At 67.7% G+C, this 18,047-nt stretch carries 19 protein-coding genes and 3 pseudogenes; 14 read left to right on the forward strand and 8 right to left on the reverse strand.

The window, feature by feature from the left end:
* Positions 1-165: 165 nt before the first annotated feature.
* Positions 166-450: pseudogene (locus OG734_RS44870) on the reverse strand (transposase); the annotation flags it as partial.
* On the opposite strand from OG734_RS44870, the gene OG734_RS44875 reads away from it, so the two are divergent.
* Genes OG734_RS44875 through OG734_RS44885 form a run of 3 tightly spaced genes read left to right on the forward strand, consistent with a single transcriptional unit; the run spans position 421 to position 1,330 of the window.
* A complete protein-coding gene (locus OG734_RS44875) occupies positions 421-756 on the forward strand; it encodes a hypothetical protein (protein WP_330294048.1) in 336 nt (111 codons plus the stop codon). The pseudogene OG734_RS44870 and the gene OG734_RS44875 sit on opposite strands and share 30 nt — an antisense overlap.
* Positions 757-762: 6 nt before the next feature.
* The gene (locus tag OG734_RS44880; RefSeq protein ID WP_330294049.1) at positions 763-978 is read left to right on the forward strand and encodes a hypothetical protein; all 216 of its coding nucleotides are present in this window, start codon (positions 763-765) and stop codon (positions 976-978) included.
* Entirely contained in the window at positions 965-1,330 is a 366-nt protein-coding gene (locus OG734_RS44885; protein ID WP_330293136.1) for a hypothetical protein, read from the forward strand. Before OG734_RS44880 ends, OG734_RS44885 begins: the two co-directional genes overlap by 14 nt.
* Before the next feature lie 6 nt (positions 1,331-1,336).
* On the opposite strand, the gene OG734_RS44890 is transcribed toward OG734_RS44885, so the two are convergent.
* On the reverse strand, positions 1,337-2,206 hold the full coding sequence (locus OG734_RS44890) for an acyl-CoA thioester hydrolase/BAAT C-terminal domain-containing protein (RefSeq protein ID WP_330293137.1): 870 nt from the start codon (positions 2,204-2,206) through the stop codon (positions 1,337-1,339).
* 687 nt (positions 2,207-2,893) lie between these two features.
* Here OG734_RS44890 and OG734_RS44895 point away from each other — a divergent pair.
* Genes OG734_RS44895 through OG734_RS44905 form a run of 3 tightly spaced genes read left to right on the forward strand, consistent with a single transcriptional unit; the run spans position 2,894 to position 4,424 of the window.
* Positions 2,894-3,337 (forward strand): hypothetical protein, encoded by a 444-nt coding sequence (locus tag OG734_RS44895; protein ID WP_330293138.1) that lies wholly within the window; start codon positions 2,894-2,896, stop codon positions 3,335-3,337.
* The gene (locus OG734_RS44900) at positions 3,276-3,566 is read left to right on the forward strand and encodes a hypothetical protein (RefSeq protein WP_443065042.1); all 291 of its coding nucleotides are present in this window, start codon (positions 3,276-3,278) and stop codon (positions 3,564-3,566) included. The genes OG734_RS44895 and OG734_RS44900 overlap by 62 nt, the downstream gene beginning before the upstream one ends.
* A gap of 15 nt (positions 3,567-3,581) precedes the next feature.
* Positions 3,582-4,424 (forward strand): IS5 family transposase, encoded by an 843-nt coding sequence (locus tag OG734_RS44905; protein WP_330293139.1) that lies wholly within the window; start codon positions 3,582-3,584, stop codon positions 4,422-4,424.
* 205 nt (positions 4,425-4,629) lie between these two features.
* On the opposite strand, the gene OG734_RS44910 is transcribed toward OG734_RS44905, so the two are convergent.
* The gene (locus OG734_RS44910; protein WP_330293140.1) at positions 4,630-5,139 is read right to left on the reverse strand and encodes a DinB family protein; all 510 of its coding nucleotides are present in this window, start codon (positions 5,137-5,139) and stop codon (positions 4,630-4,632) included.
* A gap of 274 nt (positions 5,140-5,413) precedes the next feature.
* Between OG734_RS44910 and OG734_RS44915 the strand changes: the two genes are divergently transcribed.
* The 3 genes and pseudogenes from OG734_RS44915 to OG734_RS44925 all read left to right on the forward strand — a co-directional run bounded on the left by OG734_RS44915 (position 5,414) and on the right by OG734_RS44925 (position 7,087).
* Positions 5,414-5,956, forward strand: coding sequence for a phosphoribosyltransferase family protein (locus tag OG734_RS44915; protein ID WP_330293141.1), 543 nt, complete (start codon positions 5,414-5,416; stop codon positions 5,954-5,956).
* 43 nt (positions 5,957-5,999) lie between these two features.
* Positions 6,000-6,266: pseudogene (locus OG734_RS44920) on the forward strand (ATP-binding protein); the annotation flags it as partial.
* A gap of 26 nt (positions 6,267-6,292) precedes the next feature.
* Positions 6,293-7,087, forward strand: a complete 795-nt coding sequence (locus OG734_RS44925) for a class I SAM-dependent methyltransferase (protein ID WP_330293142.1) — start codon at positions 6,293-6,295, stop codon at positions 7,085-7,087.
* A 432-nt stretch (positions 7,088-7,519) separates the two neighbouring features.
* Here OG734_RS44925 and OG734_RS44930 read toward each other — a convergent pair whose 3' ends face one another.
* Positions 7,520-7,888: a transposase gene (locus OG734_RS44930; protein ID WP_330293143.1), complete on the reverse strand. Its 369-nt coding sequence runs from the start codon at positions 7,886-7,888 to the stop codon at positions 7,520-7,522.
* Positions 7,843-9,027, reverse strand: a complete 1,185-nt coding sequence (locus OG734_RS44935) for an ISL3 family transposase (RefSeq protein WP_330293144.1) — start codon at positions 9,025-9,027, stop codon at positions 7,843-7,845. The genes OG734_RS44930 and OG734_RS44935 overlap by 46 nt, the downstream gene beginning before the upstream one ends.
* Before the next feature lie 165 nt (positions 9,028-9,192).
* On the opposite strand from OG734_RS44935, the pseudogene OG734_RS48220 reads away from it, so the two are divergent.
* Both OG734_RS48220 and OG734_RS44940 read left to right on the forward strand, forming a co-directional pair.
* A pseudogene (locus OG734_RS48220) lies at positions 9,193-9,416 on the forward strand (transposase); the annotation flags it as partial.
* Between the two features lie 345 nt (positions 9,417-9,761).
* On the forward strand, positions 9,762-10,346 hold the full coding sequence (locus OG734_RS44940; RefSeq protein ID WP_330293145.1) for a hypothetical protein: 585 nt from the start codon (positions 9,762-9,764) through the stop codon (positions 10,344-10,346).
* Between the two features lie 332 nt (positions 10,347-10,678).
* Here the strand turns inward: OG734_RS44940 and OG734_RS44945 are convergent, their stop codons facing one another.
* Positions 10,679-11,425, reverse strand: a complete 747-nt coding sequence (locus tag OG734_RS44945) for a response regulator transcription factor (RefSeq protein ID WP_330293146.1) — start codon at positions 11,423-11,425, stop codon at positions 10,679-10,681.
* A 456-nt stretch (positions 11,426-11,881) separates the two neighbouring features.
* Between OG734_RS44945 and OG734_RS44950 the strand changes: the two genes are divergently transcribed.
* Positions 11,882-14,653 (forward strand): helix-turn-helix transcriptional regulator, encoded by a 2,772-nt coding sequence (locus OG734_RS44950; RefSeq protein ID WP_330293147.1) that lies wholly within the window; start codon positions 11,882-11,884, stop codon positions 14,651-14,653.
* Between the two features lie 262 nt (positions 14,654-14,915).
* Here OG734_RS44950 and OG734_RS44955 read toward each other — a convergent pair whose 3' ends face one another.
* The gene (locus tag OG734_RS44955) at positions 14,916-15,086 is read right to left on the reverse strand and encodes a hypothetical protein (RefSeq protein WP_330293148.1); all 171 of its coding nucleotides are present in this window, start codon (positions 15,084-15,086) and stop codon (positions 14,916-14,918) included.
* A 327-nt stretch (positions 15,087-15,413) separates the two neighbouring features.
* Positions 15,414-16,373 (reverse strand): GlxA family transcriptional regulator, encoded by a 960-nt coding sequence (locus OG734_RS44960; protein ID WP_330293149.1) that lies wholly within the window; start codon positions 16,371-16,373, stop codon positions 15,414-15,416.
* A gap of 230 nt (positions 16,374-16,603) precedes the next feature.
* Between OG734_RS44960 and OG734_RS44965 the strand changes: the two genes are divergently transcribed.
* Positions 16,604-17,560, forward strand: a complete 957-nt coding sequence (locus OG734_RS44965; protein WP_330294017.1) for an NADP-dependent oxidoreductase — start codon at positions 16,604-16,606, stop codon at positions 17,558-17,560.
* Positions 17,561-17,911, forward strand: coding sequence for a nuclear transport factor 2 family protein (locus OG734_RS44970; protein WP_330294018.1), 351 nt, complete (start codon positions 17,561-17,563; stop codon positions 17,909-17,911).
* Positions 17,912-18,047: the final 136 nt, after the last annotated feature.

The following is an 18,047-nucleotide window of genomic DNA, read 5'->3' on the forward strand; positions in this document are numbered from 1 at the left end:
TCGAACGTGAGTCGCCGTTTCCAACGCCCGTCCGCGCAGGCTGGCATGAGACTGTCGCCCGACAGGGCCGAGAGACGCTCCAGGGTCCGGCAAAGGTCCCCACCCATGACCGCATCACGACTGATCTGCCCACCAGTCACAGCTAGAGATCTTCAATGGCTGAGGTTACGGCGGTTGGAAGTCGAGGCCGGTCTTGGCGATGAGGCCGTTGATGAGGTGGGGTCGGTACTGCATCCGTTTGAGCCGGGTCTTCACCAGCGTGGTGAGCTGGTCGAGGCTGTGTTTGGTGAGGTTGGCCAGGGACCGTTTCAGGTGCGACCAGACGCCCTCGACCGGATTGAACTCGGGTGCATACGGCGGCAACTGGTAGACGGTCAGCCATAATCGTGCGTCGATCAGCTGCCGCATGGTGCGGCTGACGTGCGTGTTGAGATTGTCCCAGACCAGGACGAACCTTTCCGCCGCCTGGACGAGTGGGACGCCGCCGGCCAGCCGTCCCGCCAGCTGGTGTTCGACAGCGACTTCCTGATCGCGGACGAGCCGCTGCCGCGCTTCCTCGACGACGCGGCGGCCGCCAAGCTGCTGGCCGCCGCCCGCAAGGATCCCGATCCGTTCGCCTGGCTGGCCATCGAGATCCTTGCCCGCACTGGGATGCGCCGCGGCGAGATGTTCGGCCTCACCATCGACGCGGTCGTGCAGATCGGCTCCGCCTACTGGCTCCGTGTCCCGGTCGGCAAGATGCCCACCGACCGCTAGGTTCCTTTGCACCCGCAGCTCAAGACGCTGGTGGACGACTGGCTGCTGCACCGGCCCGAGGGCCTGCGCTCGAACCTGCTGTTCACCGACCATGGCCGCCCGGTCAACGCCTCCCGCATCGGAGCCGCGGTCCGCAAGGCCGCCCAGCAGGCCGGACTCGGCCGGGGGGGAGGCCATCGCGGCACTACTTGGCCACAGGTCACTGTCCATGACACGTCTTGACGCCCGGATCGCCGACCGGACTGTCGCGAACCAGTACTTCGCAGTCTCGGAGAAGGTGGAGGCGCTCTACGACGCCACGCGCCAGCTACCCGCCGAGGCCGAGAGAACGGAGATGGCCAAGCTCCACCGGGAGATGCACCGCCGGATGCTCGGCAACGGCTACTGCGCTCGCCCCGTCGAGATGGACTGCCACTTCGAGTCGATCTGCGGATCCTGCACTTTCTTCGTCACCACGATCGAGTTCCGGCCCACTCCCGAACGCCAGCGGGACGACGCGGCGGCCAAGGGCCAGGTGGCTCGGGAGCAGATCTTCGACGGACTCCTCAGCCGACTCGACGGAGAAGCCTCCTGACAAGCGTCAGAATCTGAGGGGTGCCGTGCTGCCGAGCCTGTCGAGGATGTGCGGCCACGCTGCCTCTCCCAGGAGCGCGTCAGCTTCGGGCGTGCCCCCATACAGGAAGTGCGGGGACGCTGACGCCGGGCTCTCGCCGGGAAAGCGTGGTCGGTGGCCGGCATCGTGGCGAGCGATCAGATGCGCGGTGGTCCCGGCTGAGCGTCGGCGTTGTGCCAATTGTTCGGCGAAGCGGAGAGAAGGCCACATCGCGTCGTCGCCGCCGGCGACGAGTATCAGGTCGGCCCGGGCCCTGTCGACGGGGATCTCTGCCGGAGGGACCAGATGAGCGAAGCTCTCCTCGCTGAGTTCGTACCATCCGCGGATGGCGGCCGGACCGTTGCCCGGGTTGACCGGGGTCCAGGAGTCATCCAGCGGGACAAACGGCAGGGGCATTCCCCGCCAGGTCCAGGACGAGCGATACGGGCGCTGTTCTCCATCGTGGCCCGGGCCCACATTGCACCAGACTCGCGACGTGGGTGACAGCGCGACGACAACGTCCACGCGAGGGTCGTGCACGGCTGTGAGCAGAGCTGCTTCAGCCCCTTTGGAGACACCGAGGATGCCGATGCGTCGTGCCCCGCTCGCTGTGAGGAAGTCGACCGCAGCGGTGAAGGTCTCCAAGGGGATCTCACAAATTCCCGGGGACTGCCCTGGCCCGCCGAACCAACGGATGGACAGAGCCGCGATGCCCTGCTGAGCGAGGATGCGTGCTCTCTCGCGGTCGATGCGTCCGCTGGAACCGGCAAGGACCAGTACACCGACGACACTGCCCTGGGCAGGAGCGGCCAGGACGCCTTCCCAGGGATGGTTGAACTCCCGCTCAACAACCTCCACGGGCTCCCTCAGTTCGACGCGTCGTTGTCAAAGGGTGTCTTGGCAGCTGCTCAAATACAACCGAAGGCTTGACATCGAGACCCGCATATTAGAGGTGTCCCTTGCGGCGAGGTGCGCTACGACAAACCTGCGGGCCGCGGTTGCGCGGGTGCTGGGCCTGTCGAGGGCGCGGGTGGAGAACGAGCGGTGGACCGCGTTCCGTTCGCACTACCCGTGACTGAACTACTCGCCTGTCGTGTGGGAGCCCTATCGGCTCGTCGACGCGCCTGGGGCACCTGTCGAAGGGGCTGCTGCTTTCCTACGGGACCTGCAGGCGGCGGGACGGCCGGCGACGACGGCTCGTTCCTACGGGATGGATCTACTGCGCTGGTTCCGCCTCCTCTGGGCTGTCGAGGTGCCGAGGTGCCGAGGTGTCGTGGGACCGGGCCGGCCGCATCGAGGCAAGGGAGTTCTCCCGCTGGCTGCAGGTCGCAGGTCAGCCGTCGCGCCCTCACTGGCGGCACCCCGACGCGGTCGGCCAGTGGGTTCCGGGCGGAAGGGCCGTACGCGCCGTCGGTCCGTACGCACAGCGAGACGGTCCTGCGAACCTTCTACGACCACCGTGATGCCGGCACCGGCCCGGTCCTCAACCCGTTCCCGCTGGACCGCTCACGGCGGGGACGACGAGCGCACGCTCACCGGAACCCGATGGAACCGCACCGCAACGAGCGCGTCGGCCTCTACCGGCCGAGGTTGCCGCAGCGGGTTCCCCGCAGTGTGCCGGACGATGAGTTCAACGAGATCTTCGCGCAGCTGCCCTCGCACCGGGACCGGGCCCTGGTGGCCTTCGACGTCTCCACCGGGGCCCGCGCCAGTGAACTTCTCACGGCGTGGCAGGGCGGGGCCGACCCGGGCCGTCAGCTGATCAGCGTGGTCCGCAAGGGCACCGGCGAGGTCCAGGAACTCCCCGCCTCGACCGACGCGTTCGTCTGGTTGCGGCTCTACCAGCTGGAGTTGGAAGACGTCATCCCGAAGGGGCAGCGGCGGCGAACCGCTCGTCTTCTCCCCGCACGACTTCCGCAGGACTTTCGTGACCGACGCCATCATGAACGGCCTGCCGCCGCACATCGCTCAACTGATCTGCGGGCATAAGAGTCTTGATACGACGATGGGTTACAAGGCGATCTACCCGGCCGAGGCGATCGAGGCCCATCGCGCCTTCATCGCCCGTCGCAGGGCCACCCGACCGAGCGATGAGTGTCGGACGCCCACCGAGGAGGAATGGGACGCCTTAGAGGCCGCGCAGGTAGGCACGGTGGTGGTACCCAGGTGGCAAAGCAGGCACAGGTCTTGGCGATCATGGAGTTGCGACGCTCTGTGATCACCGGGGAGACCTGTGCCTGTACTTCCATCATGGCTGACCGAACCACTCTGGGGCGAATTCGCCGCCCTGTTGCCTGAGCGATCGACCTACGCGCCGACACATCCGCTGGGCTGCCACCGACCACGCATCAGCGACCGGATCGTCTTCGACAAGATGCTGCAGCTCCTGCGATTCGGCTGCTCCTACCAGGCGATCGCCGACACAACCTGCTCGGCCACCACGATCCGCAACCGTCGCGATGAGTGGATCCGGCTCGGCGTCTTCGCCAAACTCAAGCAGATCGCGCTGGAGTCCTACGACCGGATCGTCGGCCTCGTCCTCGACCAGATCGCCGTCGACGGCTCCATCACCAAAGCCCCCGGCGGCGGAGAGGTCGCAGGGCGCTCACCGGTTGATCGCGGCAAACAGGGCCTGAAACGCTCGGGCATGACGGATGGTTACGGAATCCCGCTGGGCCGCGTGCTGGCCGGAGCGAACCGCCACGACTCCCCGCTACTCGCCCCGACCCTGGACCGCCTGGACGACCTGGGACCGCTGCCCGACGACATCACCGTGCACCTGGACGCCGGCTACGACTCGGACAAGACCCGCACCCTGCTCGACGAACGCGGCCTGCACGGCCGCATCGCGCACAAGGGCGAGAAGGCGCCCATCCAGGCAAGCCAGAGGTGGCACGTCGAACGGACCCACGCCTGGCAGAACGCCTTCCACCGACTCGCCCGCTGCTACGAACGCCGAGCCACCGTCATCAATGCCTTCTTCGACCTCGCCGACACCATCATCACCGTGCGCAGCCTGATCCGCCGAGCGTGGACCACTCACCGCTGGGAGGACCGCCCCCGTCGCCGCCCGTGATGGACCACCATCACACCAGCTCCAAGCCGCGCGCGAGAAGCGCTCGGCGGGAGTGGGCTCAAACGGAGCCGGGCGTAGCTCCTCTGGAGGGAAGCCTTGACCTGCCCTGACCTTCGGCCGCCTACCCTTGCGCCAGCCAGGTCGCGATCTCGTCCACCACTGCCAGCTCGACGTGCCCTGGCCGCGTGTACTCGGCCGGACTGCACTAGCCGCGGCGCGTCGTGCTGTTGAGGATCTGCTCCCGGAGGATGTCCGCGTGCCCGCAGTGCTGGGCCAGTTCGCGCAGCACATGGAGGTAAACCCAACGCAGCGGCAGCGGACCCCGGCGGTTCCCCCGTACGAGCTCGTCCAGCGACAGCTCTGCGGCGGCCTGACGGGACGCCGTGCAAGCCTGCTGGTAGGCGCGCTGGACGGAGGCGATGGTGTCGCCGTCGTCGAGGTCGAACGACTCGTCCGGCGAGTCGGGAATGCCGATCTCGGTGCGAGATCGGCATGTGATCGCCTCGTCGAACCAGACCTTCTCGACAAACGTGGCGTGCTTGACAAGGCCCAGCAACGTGGTCTTGGACGTGACCAATGACCGACGCGCCTGTTCTTCGGTCAACCCATTCAAGCTGTCGTTGAGAGCGGATCGATGCTCATAGAGGAAGGCCTCGAACTGTTCGCGGAGTGCTGCGTGGAAGACGGAGGGATCTGTCGACTGTGGGATGATCATGAACGCAAACCATAGGCCCAATGGGCTCGACCCGGGAGACCCCCAGATGCGTTGAGGCCGCAGGCCAACCGCACCCAGCTAGAGCAAGGGCACGGCAGCGACCTCCACGACTGCAACCTCGGCGGCGACAAGCCAAGAACGGACACGCGCCAACCACTCCGGCCAAAGGTCAAGGCCCGTCCTCACGTTCCTCGACCGCCTGTGACTATGCCAAGACGCTTGGGGTCCAACAATTGATTTGCCCTCCACGGCGGCGACCTGAACACTCCCGTTCATGGTCACAACCGCCCGCGGTCTCGCACTCGAGCACTTCCGATGGATCAACGGCCACGCGGACGTTTGGGCGATCTTCCGCGACGCCAAGGCGCTGGCAGCCGTGGTCCGTGGCCTGGTTGACCCGTTTCGAGACGAGCAGGTCACCGCAATCTGCGGGATCGAGTCCCGGGGGTTCCTTCTGGGCGCCGCTGCAGCCGTTGAGCTCGGTGTCGGGTTTGTCCCGGTCAGGAAAGGTGACGACCTTTTCCCGGGAGACAAGGTCACACGCCTGACAGCCCCGGACTACCGGAGCCTTCGCCACACGCTGAGGCTCCAGCGGCCATCCCTGGGGCCGGGCGACCGAGTCGTCCTGGTCGACGACTGGATTGAGACCGGAAACCAGGCTGTCACCGTCAAAGGCATGGTTGAGGATTGCGGCGCGACCTGGGTCGGTTGCAGCGTCATCGTTGATCAACTCGCTGAAGAGTCCAGACGCGGACTCGGAACCGTCCATGGACTTCTCGCCGCACGTGAGCTGCCGTCCTGCGACCCTTCGGCATAGTCGCGGTCTCGGCATAGGTCGACCTATGCGGATATCCGCATAGGTCGACGAGTTGGGCTATATGGAGCTGGACCGCAGGGGCGCTGAGCCGCTGTTCCAGATTCTGACGGAGCGTGAGGAGAAGAACAGCGTCGCCATAGCCTCGAACGAGAGTTTCAGCGGCTGGACCAAGACCTTCACCGATCCCCAGCTCTGCGCGGCCATTGTCGACCGCCTCACCTTCGGCGGCAACCTCATCCAGACCGGCACCGACTCCTACCGCCTGGCCCTCACCCAGGCCCGGGCCGCCGCACAACGCAACGCCGGCTGAGGACGTCAGGCCGCTATCGTCGCCAGATGTCTGAAGCTCCTGAGAAGTTCAACACCGCGATGACCACCTGGCAGGAGTGGCAGGACGCCCCCTGGGGCCGACTGCGCTACTCGATCGCTGAGGCAAACCTGCTCCGTCACCTCGACGACCTGGGCGGCCAATCGCTGAGGATACTCGACCTCGCTGGCGGCGACGGCGGAGACGCCATCCGTCTTGCGGCCCGCGGGCACCATGTCACCATCGTTGACTACGCGCCCGCCATGCTCGCGGCAGCCACCGGTCGAGCGATGGCAGACGGTGTGACCGAGCTGATCAGCTGCGTTAAGGCCGACGCGACCGATCTGCCCCGCGACCTCGCCGACGGGGAATTCGATGTCGTGCTCTGCCATAACCTCCTGCAATACATGGACGACGTCCCAGGCACTCTCGCCTCGGCACTCTCCCCGCTGAAGGCCGGGGGTCTGGTCTCCGTCATGGCGATCAACCGGCATTCGGCGCCCTTGAACATCGCCGTCCGGGAGATGGACCCCGCGGCCGCGCTCGCCGCACTCGACACCGATCAGGCTCGGACGCAGATGTTCAACTCCGCGCTGACACTCCACACAGCCGAAGAGATCATCCCCACACTGCGGAAGCTCGGATGCCGAGACATCGCCCACTACGGCATCCGCAGCTTCTGCGACTACATCACCGACGACGCACGCAAGCACGAACCGGACTTCTACGCAGACCTCGAACGCCTCGAACTCGCCACCACCGCCCGACCGCCCTACATGCACACTGCCCGGCTCTTCCAACTCACTGCATGGAAGCCGAGCTAGGGATCGCCCCTCAGCGGTGTCAGTTCTCATCGACATTTCAGGGCTCTGTGATCGACAAGTGCTGCCCCAAACTCGCCGACATGTGATGTCCGCTCTCGGTTCTGGCACACATTCCGTGAGAGCGGTGGACGAGTCTCTTCTGTTGGGCAGACTGGAGCGATGCGGATAGAGAACGTCGTCAGGGTCCAGGCCGTCCGGCTCGCCGTGACGGTCGGTGCAGTCGCTGCCGCTCCAGTCCTCTTCGTATCTGGGACTCCTATGCGCCGCCGCATGTTGCGTCGTTACTACCGCGAGGACGGTCCGGGCATAGTGAGCAAAGAGGACGGTTGGGTGAGCCCGGGGTACTTCGTCGTCACAAACGTGGTTGTTCGAGCCCTCTGCTGGCCGTCGGACTACGTACTCCGACGGCTTCGTCCTGCCTGAGTAGGACAGTCATCGGGCGGCGGTGAGAAGTACCCATTTACGGAGGAGCGGGAGCTTGGCGCGGCCGAACATCTGGCGCTTGACCATCTTGATGTGGTTGACCCGGCCTTCGACGGGACCGGAGTTCCAGTGAGTCGTGAGGCCCTGGACGACGGCGTCCCAGTCCTTCTCCAGGCCGGTGGCGAAAGAGTGGAGGCCGGGAAGTTCCTCGGCTCGCGTGCTGACAACCCAGTCCTTCAGATGTTGGCCGGTGCGGGTGGTGAGGATGGCAGCGAAGCTGCGGACGAGACGGTGGGCCGCCGCGAGGTCTGGGCAACGGGTAGTGACTTCGGTCAGCTGTTTGCCCTCACTCTCCGAGAGCCGGTCGGGGTGACGCATGATCCAACCGGTGACTTGTCGGACCCCTGGCGGCGCGGGCCCGACGACGCGGATACGGCGTCGGCGCCGTGGCCGCAGGTAGTGCTGATGATCTGGTAGCTGCCGCGGCAGCCGAGGTCCTGGAGCTCGGAATGGAGCTGGATCGCGTTGGTGAATCCTTCTGCCCAGCGTTTGTCCAGGTGGGACTTGTAGGGGTCTAGCTGGCTGGGCCGGGGCTGCCGCCGACCGCCGAGTAACTCCTCAGGGGTTGCCGCGCGGGCGCACCGGCGGACGGTGTTCCCACCCATGTGTAACTCGCGGGCGATCTCCCGGATGCCATGGCCCTGGTGGAGGAGCGCGTGGACGATGGCGTGACGTTCACGGATACGGGCTTCGATCGGCGACATCTCCTTGGCGGACGGTGATTCAATGTCCGCCAGGTCACCCGAGCCAGCGCCGGGTGGCCGCAGACAACCGGTGTGCCGGCGCACACATTGCTCCACCGCGGTGCCGAGGTTCTGCCACAGGTGAAAGCGGTCAGCGACCTGCACTGCCTGCGGGGCCCCGATACGGGCTCCTTCAGCGTAGGAGCAGGCATGATCCCGGCAGATCACCTCGATCCCGGGATGCTCACGCAGCCATGTGGCCAGCGTCCCCGCGTCCCGTCCGGCCAGCAGGGCGAGCGGTTTGCGGGTCTCGCAGTCGATGAGCACGGTCCCGTAATGCTGCCCGCGGCGAGTGGCGAAGTCATCGACCCCGAGCACCTTGGGCGCTTCCCAGTAGGGATCAGGAAGCGCCATGAGCAGTCGCAGCAGCGTCGTTCGGCTGACCGCACTATGGAGTGCTACGGCCAGCCGGGCTCCCGCCCGGCCGGCGAGCGCGACGGCCACGGCTTCCAGGACCCGGCGCGAAGCAGGCGTTCGTCTCCCGTACCGGAACGTCAGTCCCGCGACCTGCTCGACGAACGTACGGCGCCCACACAGGACGTTGTTGCAGTACAAACGCCGTACGGTCAGCTTTATCAGCACGGGCTGGTCGCTGACCGCGGTGTCGGCAAGCCGACGCTCGTAGCAGCTGTGCACACGAGCCGACGGACGCTCACAGTCCGGGCACGAAACGGTGCCAACGAGGGTTCTCGCACGATGTGCACCACACTGCACTCTGTGAACACCCGCTCCACCAGAACTGTGCTGAAGTGCGGAAACAGCCCCGCTATGGGGTCATCACACCGCACCACGGTCCCAGATGACGCGACATCACCGTGGCAGGACGCCGCGATCGTCCTCACGGAATGTGTGCCAGAACCCCGCTCTCGGTTACGAAGCCAGCTGCTGGACGCCGCGACAGATATCACCGCGTTCGTGGACTTCCCGCCCGTGCACTGAAAGAAGATCTGATCCACCATCCCCCTGGCACGGCTGAACCGCGAGGCCAAACGCCGGGCCGACGTCGTCCAGGTCTTCCCAACCTCGCCGCCCTCGACCGACTCCCCGCTGCGGTCCTGGCCGAACTCCACGACGAACGGCAGGTCTTCGACCGCCGCTTCCTCTGCGCCACTCGAGTCCTTGCGGTTTGGCGACAGCCCTGTTCCCGTGCCGGTGCGGGTTGCACGGAGGGGCATGGTCGGGAAGCCACGGGCCACCCGGGTCGGTGGCCTCACGGTTGGAGAGCGGTCCTTGCATCGGGCGCGTGCGCCGTGGGGAGCCTGCTTCCCCCGCCACTTTTGTGAGTACGGTCATAATTCTAAACTGGTCAGACTCTTGCCCCCAGGTCGACCCCCTGCTTATTGTCGTATGGTCGTAAGGTAAAAGCTCGGGGAGCACGCGAGCCCAGCGTCCTGCGAACCCGCTGGCCAAAGAGGCACAGCCACTCTCTCAGCCGAAAGGGACTTCCCATGAAGTCGCTGGTCCTGCCGAAGACGACGCCGGGGGCGGCGGACGAGGCGCGGGGAGCGGAACGGACGGACACCGCTAGGGGCGCGGTGCGACGGAACCCGCCGGCCCCCGGTCCACTCGCCTCCTTCGCCCGGTTCGTCCTGTTCGGCGGTGGTGTCGGGGTCGCGTCCAGCACGGCCGTGGCCGGGCTCGCCGGACTGATGCCCTGGGCTGTGGCGAATGCTCTGGTCACCGTCGCCTCGACTCTCCTCAGTACGGAGCTCCACGCACGCTTCACCTTCGGGGCAGGGCATGCCGGATGGCGCCAGCACTGGCAGTCCGCGGGGTCGGCCACGGCCGCCTACGCGGTGACCTCCACCGCGGTGCTCGTCCTGCACCTTGTGCAGCCGTCGGCCGGGGTGCTCTACGAGCAGGTCGTCTACCTCACCGCCGCCGGGCTCGCCGGTGTCGGACGATTCCTGGTGCTGCGTGTGTTCGTCTTCGCCGGTGGCCGGACCCGGACCACGGTGCGGGCCATGAGCCCGGCGCCGGCACGGGAAACGGGCGCCAAAGTGTCCCTGCTCTTCCCGGTACCGGCGCTGTGAAAACCGTCCGACAGCGTCGCCCTCGCCGAGGTGCGGGTGTCGGTCGGGCGCGACGGCTGGGCGCCGGGCGGAATGCCGCCCTGAGGGAGGCCGCAGGCCGCGTCTGCCGACCGAGGGGCCTGCGGCGCCGCCTTCTTGCAGCCAGCGGACGTCGGCATGGCTGATCAACCGCTCGGGATGCGCTCCTGTGGAGAGGACAGCACGGACTGCGGGGTTGCCATCGACCCGGTCCACCAGTTCGTACAGTTGCTGGGCGATGTCGCGGCCGAACAGCTGGTGAGGTCCGCCCTCGTCGGCGGCAGGCTGAGTGCGGATGCCCGCGTGACTGGACCTCAGCCGGCTGCAGGCAGAACCTCAGGACCTCTGCGGCCGGCCCTCACTGCGCGCGGCGGTGCTGGTCGTGCCGGTCTGACCAGTCCGGTGTCGTAGGCGAAGATCACGGCCTGGACGCGGTCGCGGGCGCCGATCTTGGCGAGGATGTGGCTGACGTGGGTCTTCACGGTGGATTCGGCCAACGACAACCGCTCGCCGATCTCGAGGTTGCTCCAGCCGGAGGCAATGGCGGTCAGTACCTCGCGCTCGCGCTGGGTCAGGGATTCGCGTTCGCGCTGGGGCAGGACGGCGAGCTGCCGCTTTTGGCCGGGGGCGCGGCCGGGCTGCCGGTTGGAGAAGACGTCGGTGAGCTCGCGAGTCAGGCCGGGGGCGATGACCACGCCCCCGGCGGCCACGGACCGGATACCGGCGACGAGTGCGTCGGGCAGCGCGTCCTTCAGCAGAAACCCCCTGGCACCGGCGCGCAGGGCGTCGTACGCGTGCTCGTCGATGTCGAAGGTGGTCAGGACCAGGACGTGGGAGTGGCCTCCGGACTCGACGATGCGGCGGGTGGCCTCGATGCCGTCCATGCCGGGCATTCGTACGTCCATGAGCACGACGTCGGGGCGCAGTTCGGCGGCTTTGCGGACCGCTTCGGCTCCGTGGGCGGCCTCGCCCACCACGGTCAGATCGGGGTGCTGTTCCAGAAGCATCCGGAAGCCGAAGCGCTGCAGGGCGTGGTCGTCGACGATGAGAACGGTGGTCATGCCAAGTCTCCGTGTGGGGGTGGTGGGGAGCGGTGGGGACGAGAAGGGCACGGACGGTCCAGTCGCCGCGGGAGTTGGGGCCTGCGGCGACTCCTCTCCTCGGCGTCTACCGCGTTGAGGCCCGGAGTGATGATGGCGTGCGCCGCGGTGTACGGGGGCGGCGTACTTCTCTTTGCTTCCGTTGCTTTGAGCTCTCGGTGGTTGCTTCACGGTCGACGGTCGGCCGGCCGGTGGAGTCCCGGGCGGGAAGGGCATGGCGGAGCGTGCTGATGCCTCCGGTGGGCTGGCCGACGGCGTAGCGCAGTTTCGCGAAACCGCTGATCACGGTTCCGACGCTACTGATGAGGGGATGGCAGTGGATCCGTCACCGTATCGGTCATGGAACTGTCAAATCTGGTTGAACGCGGGTATCGGGAGTGGCTCGGGGCGACAGCAGCCCCTTAATCTTTCAAGCAAATGGACCTATACGGACGGCGCCAGGAGCAGGCAGCCCTTGACCGGATCCTTGACGGTGCTCGGCAGGGCGACGGGGCAACAATGGTGTTGTGGGGTGACCCCGGCATCGGAAAGACGGCCCTGCTGGAATACACGGCCGAGTCCGCGGCTGCGGACTTCACTGTCTTGCGATGTGGGGGCACTCGCCTGGAGTCGGGGCTGACGTTCGCCGCGCTGCACGAATTGCTGTGGCCGGTGACGGACCGGATCAGTACGCTCCCCGAGCCGCAGGCCAAGGCCCTGAACGGGGCGCTCGGGATGAGCAGCGACGTGGCGGACCGGTTTCTGATCGGTGTGGCCGTACTGACCCTCGTCGGCGAGCTGGCCAGGGAACGGCCGGTGCTCATCGTCGCCGACGACGCCCAATGGCTGGATGAGCCATCCGCACGGTGCCTGGCCTTCGTCGCGCGCCGGCTGCGCAACGAGCCTGTGGTCATGCTCCTCACCGGACACGACGATCCTGTCGAGGGCCCCTGGGAGAAACTGGCGGCCATGGAGGTCCGGGAGTTGGGCGACGAGGACGCCCGGCTCCTTGCCCGTGCCGTCGCTCCGCACGCGGACGAGGCGGTGATCCGCCGTACGATCCGCGCGGCAGCCGGAAATCCCCTCGCGCTCCAGGAGCTGCCCACGTCCGTGGGGCCCGGCGACATCTCGACACACCGTCTTGCCGATGAGCAGATCGCCGTCGGGCCACGCCTGCGCCGTGCCTTTCGCGCCCGGATCGAGAGGTTGTCCGCGCCTGCCCGCACCGCGCTCCTTCTCGCCGCCGCCGACGACCGTAGCGATCGAAACACCTTGTTCCAGGCCGGACTTGTGCTCGGCCTCGACGCACTCGCGTGGGACGAGGCGCTGCACTCGGGCCTGCTCACCGTGCGCTCGGACGGGCGGATCTGCTTCCGCCACCAGTTGATGGAGGCGGTCGTCTATGAGGAGGCGCCGCCCGCGAACCGCCAGGCCGTTCATCATGTGCTCGCCTCCGTACTGACCGGTGAGAACGCCGACGAGCTGCGTCCCTGGCACCTCGCCGCGGCTTCGGAAGCAGTGGGCCGACTCGACGAGGAGGTGGCCCGGCTGCTCGAAGAGTCGGCCCACCGGTCCTGGGCGCGCGGTGGCTGTGCCACGGCGGCCCGGGCCTTGCGGCGTGCGGCGAAGCTTTCCCCCTCTACGGACGACGCGGCCAGACGACTGGCTCACGGAGCTAAGGCAGCCTGGGAGGCAGGCCACGTCGACGTGGCGCGGGGAATGCTGGAGCGGGCCGAAGGGCTTTCCTCCGCATCCACGGTCGCGGATCTCAGCGAGGGGTTGCGCGGGCTGATCGAGTTCGCGCACGGCGATCTGGAAACCGCCTGCCGTCAGCTGACCCGGGACATGGAACGGGTGGCCGATCCCGGGCAGGCGTTCAGGCTCGGCAGCATGGCGCTGCGGGCGGCATGGGCGGCCAGTCATGACGCCCTGCAGCGCGAGGCGCTCCAGCGGCTGGAGCGGCGGCTCCCGCAAGGGAACTTCCCGAATGCCGATCTGCTGCCGTTGCTGCGCGAATGGTGGACGGAGGAACGGGGGCGCGGCGCCGATGACCGCGACCAGATCGTGGCCCCCGACGCCGACATCCTCACCCGGCTCAGCGGCAGTTCCTGGCTCCTGATGCCACCGGCACCGCTGGCGGTGGCCTGGGGCATCGAGTCCGCCCTGCAGGAGGCGCTCCGCCGTGAGACCGACACGCTGCGGCACACGGACCAGGTCACCGCCCTGACCCAGGCGCTGGCCCAGACCGTGGCGCTCGACATCGCGCAAGGCTCCTGGACCTCGGCCACGGCTAACGCCGTTGAGGGGCTCCAAGTGGCCGAGGGAACCGGTGACGAGCACTTGGCGGCGCAGTGCAGCGCCGGTCTCGGATGGCTGGCAGCCGCGCGAGGCGATGAGGAGACCGTCGCGGACTTCGCCGCCCGGTTCATCGAGGTATGGGTGCCGCGTGGGGTGCGCGTCTTCAGCGCCGGCGCGGAGTGGAACCTCGGCATGTCGGCACTCTTCGCCGGCCGGGCAGAGGAGGCGCTGGACCGTTTGGTCCGGCTGAGCGAGCACGGGCACCACGCGGCGAACGCCACCGTCGCGGTGCTCGCCGCGCCGGACACCGCCGAGGCCGCGGTTCAGGCCGGGCAGCGGGCGACGGCCGAGGAACAGGCGCGGTTGCTGCGGCGGTGGGCCGAGCGGACGAACGCGGCGTGGGCGATCTCCGCGACGCACATGGTCCATGCCCTGCTGGCGTCGGGGGCGGATGCGGAGAAGCAGTTCCGGCTTGCGCTGGAAGTCCCCGGAGCCGCGTCGCGGCCCTTCAACTACGCCCGCACGCGCCTGCTGTACGGCGAGTGGCTGCGGCGGTCCCGCCGTCGTACCGACGCCCGGACACAGCTGGCCGAAGCCGCGGAATCCTTCCAGCGACTCGGCGCGGCGCCCCTGCTCGCCCGCACCCGGGCCGAACAGGAGCTGACCGGGCAGCAACCGCGCCGGGACTCCGCACCGGCCCGGGACACCTCAGCCACCCTCACGGCGCAGGAGTTGAGAGTCGTACGGCTGGCCGCGCAGGGGCTTACCAACCGGGAGATCGGGGCTCAGCTGCTGATCAGTCCTCGTACGGTGGGTCATCACCTGGCCAACGTGTTCCCCAAGCTCGGTATCGTCTCGCGCGCCGACCTCTCGCGCGTCGACTTCGACAGCGGGCTGCGTTTGATGGGGTGACCGGCGGTATCCCGGGGCTGCCCGGGTGGCTCGCCGATGCCCGGATTCCTACCGTAGGGATGATCTCCGTCATGGTCCCTCGGGTTGGGCAGCTCGTGAAGGCGACAAGGGCGTGGGCGAGCATCATGAGGCGCTCCGGGGTCAGTATCGGCTCCCGGCCCTGGGACGCCTGGCGGTGACGAGCGCCGCTCGGATCAGGCGGCACCTCGCAGGGTCGTCATGAAGTGCTGCCTGATCCCATGTCAGAGGTCGGCCACCTGCCTCAGGCGGCGAGGAAGTTGGCCACCTCGGTCGTGAAGGCCTTTTCCCCGCGGAAGCGGTTCACCAGGACCAGGGGGACGCCGCCCCGTGGACCCATCCGTCGGTAGGTGAACGTTGCGGAAGCGCCTTCCACGGACAAGTCCTCGGCCTTGTCTGCCAGATAGGTACACATGACGTGCTTCTCCTTCTTGCCGGCGGGTCTGAGAGCTGTGGTCTGTTCCGGCAGTGGCAGCCGACCGCCTTGTTGGCCTGCGGTTCTCCTTGCCGAACACCCCCGCGACGATTGCCTTGTCGACGGTTGAGTGGTCGTCGGATGTTGATCAATCCGCCGTGACGAGCTGGGGAGGGCTGCCTCGGCGAGCATGAGGACGCATCCGTCACGAGCGCCACCGGCCGAGCAGTCGCCCTCTCGGCCTGCTCAATTCTTTAACGTATGATCGAAATTTAATGCGGGGGATTCGGTGATGACAAGTGGTTCTGGCGGGTGGCTGAGGAGTGCTCAGCGCGTGGGGGACAGGGCGCCTCGGAAGGTGCGCCGGTAGGCGAGCGGGGAGACGCCGATGGCGGCATGCAGGTGTTCCCGCAGCGATGTGCCGCCGGCGAAGCCGACTTGGCCGGCGATCTCGTCCACGGGCAGATCGGTGGTTTCCAGGAGGTGCCGCGCACGGTCGACGCGCTGCTGGATCAGCCAGCGTCCCGGGCTCATGCCCGTCTCTTCGGTGAAGCGGCGGGCGAAGGTACGCAGGCTCATGTGGGAGTGCTCGGCGAGGTCCGCCAGGGCCATCGGCTCGTGGAGGTTCTCCAGGGCCCACTGGCGGGCGGTGGCCGTTCCGGTGGCGGTGGTTTCGGGTGCCGGATGCTGGATGTACTGCGCCTGCCCTCCGTCGCGCCATGGAGGGACGATGCACATGCGGGCCACCTGGTTGGCGACTTCGTTGCCGTGGTCCTTGCGGATGAGATGCAGGCAGACGTCGATCCCGGAGGCGGCGCCTGCTGAGGTCAGGATGTCCCCGTCGTCGATGAACAGGGCGTCCGGATCGAGTGCGACCTGAGGGAACCATTCGCGGAAGAGGTCCGCGGTCATCCAGTGTGTGGTGGCCGGCCGACCGTCGAGGAGGCCCGCTGCGGCGAGAACGAAGGCGCCGGTGCAGATGGATACGAGGCGGCTGCCCGCAGCCATGGACGTGAGTGCCTGGGTCAGGGCTTGCGGCACTTCCCGGGTCACGGCGGTGGAGGCGAAGGGTGGGATGACTACGGTGTCGGCGGCGCGCAGTGCCTCCGGGCCGTGCTCGACGGTGATCGAGAAGTCCGAGTTGGTGCGTACCGGGCGGCCGTCGACGGTACAGGTGAGGACCTCGTAGCGCCCGCCTGCGGCTCCGAAGACCCGGCTGGGCATGCCGAGTTCGAAGGGGTACACCCCGTCGATGGCCAGAACGACGACTCGGTGAAGGTGTGTCATGGCGTGATCCCGTCGAGAGTTGACATTCGTGCCAACTGTAGCGTGTGGCGGCGGTAGCCACGCTCGACATATGACGGCAGTCGCCGAACGCGGCGAGAGTGGGTGTGGCCGACACTGGATCGACTACCTGCGTCATGGCAGGATCCCGTTGAAAGTTGGCATTCAAGCCATGGTGCTGGGGAGTGGCAAGCGGCGAGGCTGGACGCATGACGAATCCCAGTACCGCTACGATGCGTGCCATCCGCCAGGACGTCCACGGTTCCCCCGAGGTGCTCAAGGAGGTCGAACTGCCCCGGCCCGAGCCGGGGTTGAGTGAGATCCTGATCGCCGTCCGCGCGGCCGGCGTCAACCCGACCGACTGGTGGAACCGCGCCCAGCCCATGACCGCCAACGGCCTGCCCCTCATCCTGGGCTGGGACGTCTCCGGAGTCGTCGAGGCCGTCGGCACCGGCGTCACCCTGTTCAAGCCGGGCGACGAGGTCTTCGGCATGCTGCCCTACCCCCACGGGGTCGGCGCCCACGCCGAGTACGTGACCGCTCCCGCCCGCGCCTTCGTCCACAAGCCCGCCGATATCGACCACGTCCAGGCCGGCGCCCTCCCTCTCGCCGCCCTGACCGCCTACCAGGCACTCGTCGACACCGCCGACATCCAGCCCGGGCAGCGCGTCTTCATCCACGCGGCCGCCGGCGGCGTCGGCCATCTCGCCGTCCAGATCGCCAAGTCCCGTGGCGCGTACGTCATCGGCACCGCCAGTGCCGCCAAGCACGACTTCCTGCGTTCGATCGGAGTGGACGAGGCCATCGACTACCACTCGGTCGACTTCACCGAGGCCGCCAAGGACATCGACGTGGTCCTCGACTCGATCTCGCGGGACACCGCCGCCCGCGCCCGCTCCCTCGCCGTCCTGCGCCCGGGCGGCACCCTCGTCTCGATCCTTCCGTTCCCCATCGACCCCGCCGAACTGGCCGACATCGCCGCGCGGGGCATCCGCTACGAGTCCCTCCTCGTCGAGGCCGACCGCGCCGGCATGCAGGCCATCGCCGACCTCGTCGAAACCGGAGCCCTGCGCGCCCACATCGAGGCGACGTTCCCGCTCGCCGAGGCCGCCAAGGCCCACGCCCTGGGCGAGACCGGCCGCACCACCGGCAAGATCGTGCTGACCGTGGAAGGGACAGTGAAGGCGTAGATCGCCGCCCAAGCCCTCAGGACCGTGTTCGACGGGGGCGACACGACCGCCATCGACAGCCATGTGCGGCCGGACTTCATCCAGCACAACCCACTCGCCCCCGACGGCCCCGAAGCCATGAAGGCCTTCGGCGCCGCCGTGCGCCAGCAGTTCCTGGACGCCAAGTACAACGTGTTGGGGGCCCTGTCCGAGGGCGACCTGCTGCTGCACTCCAGTGGCGTCCTGGTCCCCTGCACCCCTGGGATGGCCGTTTTCGACATCTTCCGCTTCCAGGACGGAAAGCTCGTCGAGCACCGGGACGCCATGCAGGACGTGCCGGAGACCTCCGCCAACGAAAACACGATGTTCTGACGTACGTCGAGGCGCCGCGACCACCGAACGGTGGTCGCGGAGCTCATCCGGGGAGATGCCTCGCGAGCCCTCGTCCTGGTAGTGGAGCCCGCTGGGTATGGCCGAGGCACCGCCCTGAGAAGGGGCGGTGCCTTTG

Source organism: Streptomyces sp. NBC_00576 (genome assembly GCF_036345175.1).
Classification (GTDB): domain Bacteria; phylum Actinomycetota; class Actinomycetes; order Streptomycetales; family Streptomycetaceae; genus Streptomyces.

Excerpts from the sequence above, each read along its gene's own strand:
- OG734_RS44895 (WP_330293138.1), top strand. The coding sequence starts at position 2,894 with ATGGAACCGCACCGCAACGAGCGCGTCGGCCTCTACCGGCCGAGGTTG.
- OG734_RS44965 (WP_330294017.1), top strand. The coding sequence starts at position 16,604 with ATGCGTGCCATCCGCCAGGACGTCCACGGTTCCCCCGAGGTGCTCAAG.
- OG734_RS44925 (WP_330293142.1), top strand. The coding sequence starts at position 6,293 with ATGTCTGAAGCTCCTGAGAAGTTCAACACCGCGATGACCACCTGGCAG.
- OG734_RS44960 (WP_330293149.1), bottom strand. The coding sequence starts at position 16,373 with ATGACACACCTTCACCGAGTCGTCGTTCTGGCCATCGACGGGGTGTAC.
- OG734_RS44945 (WP_330293146.1), bottom strand. The coding sequence starts at position 11,425 with ATGACCACCGTTCTCATCGTCGACGACCACGCCCTGCAGCGCTTCGGC.
- OG734_RS44885 (WP_330293136.1), top strand. The coding sequence starts at position 965 with ATGACACGTCTTGACGCCCGGATCGCCGACCGGACTGTCGCGAACCAG.
- OG734_RS44915 (WP_330293141.1), top strand. The coding sequence starts at position 5,414 with ATGGTCACAACCGCCCGCGGTCTCGCACTCGAGCACTTCCGATGGATC.
- OG734_RS44940 (WP_330293145.1), top strand. The coding sequence starts at position 9,762 with ATGAAGTCGCTGGTCCTGCCGAAGACGACGCCGGGGGCGGCGGACGAG.
- OG734_RS44930 (WP_330293143.1), bottom strand. The coding sequence starts at position 7,888 with ATGCGTCACCCCGACCGGCTCTCGGAGAGTGAGGGCAAACAGCTGACC.
- OG734_RS44955 (WP_330293148.1), bottom strand. The coding sequence starts at position 15,086 with ATGTGTACCTATCTGGCAGACAAGGCCGAGGACTTGTCCGTGGAAGGC.
- OG734_RS44910 (WP_330293140.1), bottom strand. The coding sequence starts at position 5,139 with ATGATCATCCCACAGTCGACAGATCCCTCCGTCTTCCACGCAGCACTC.
- OG734_RS44950 (WP_330293147.1), top strand. The coding sequence starts at position 11,882 with ATGGACCTATACGGACGGCGCCAGGAGCAGGCAGCCCTTGACCGGATC.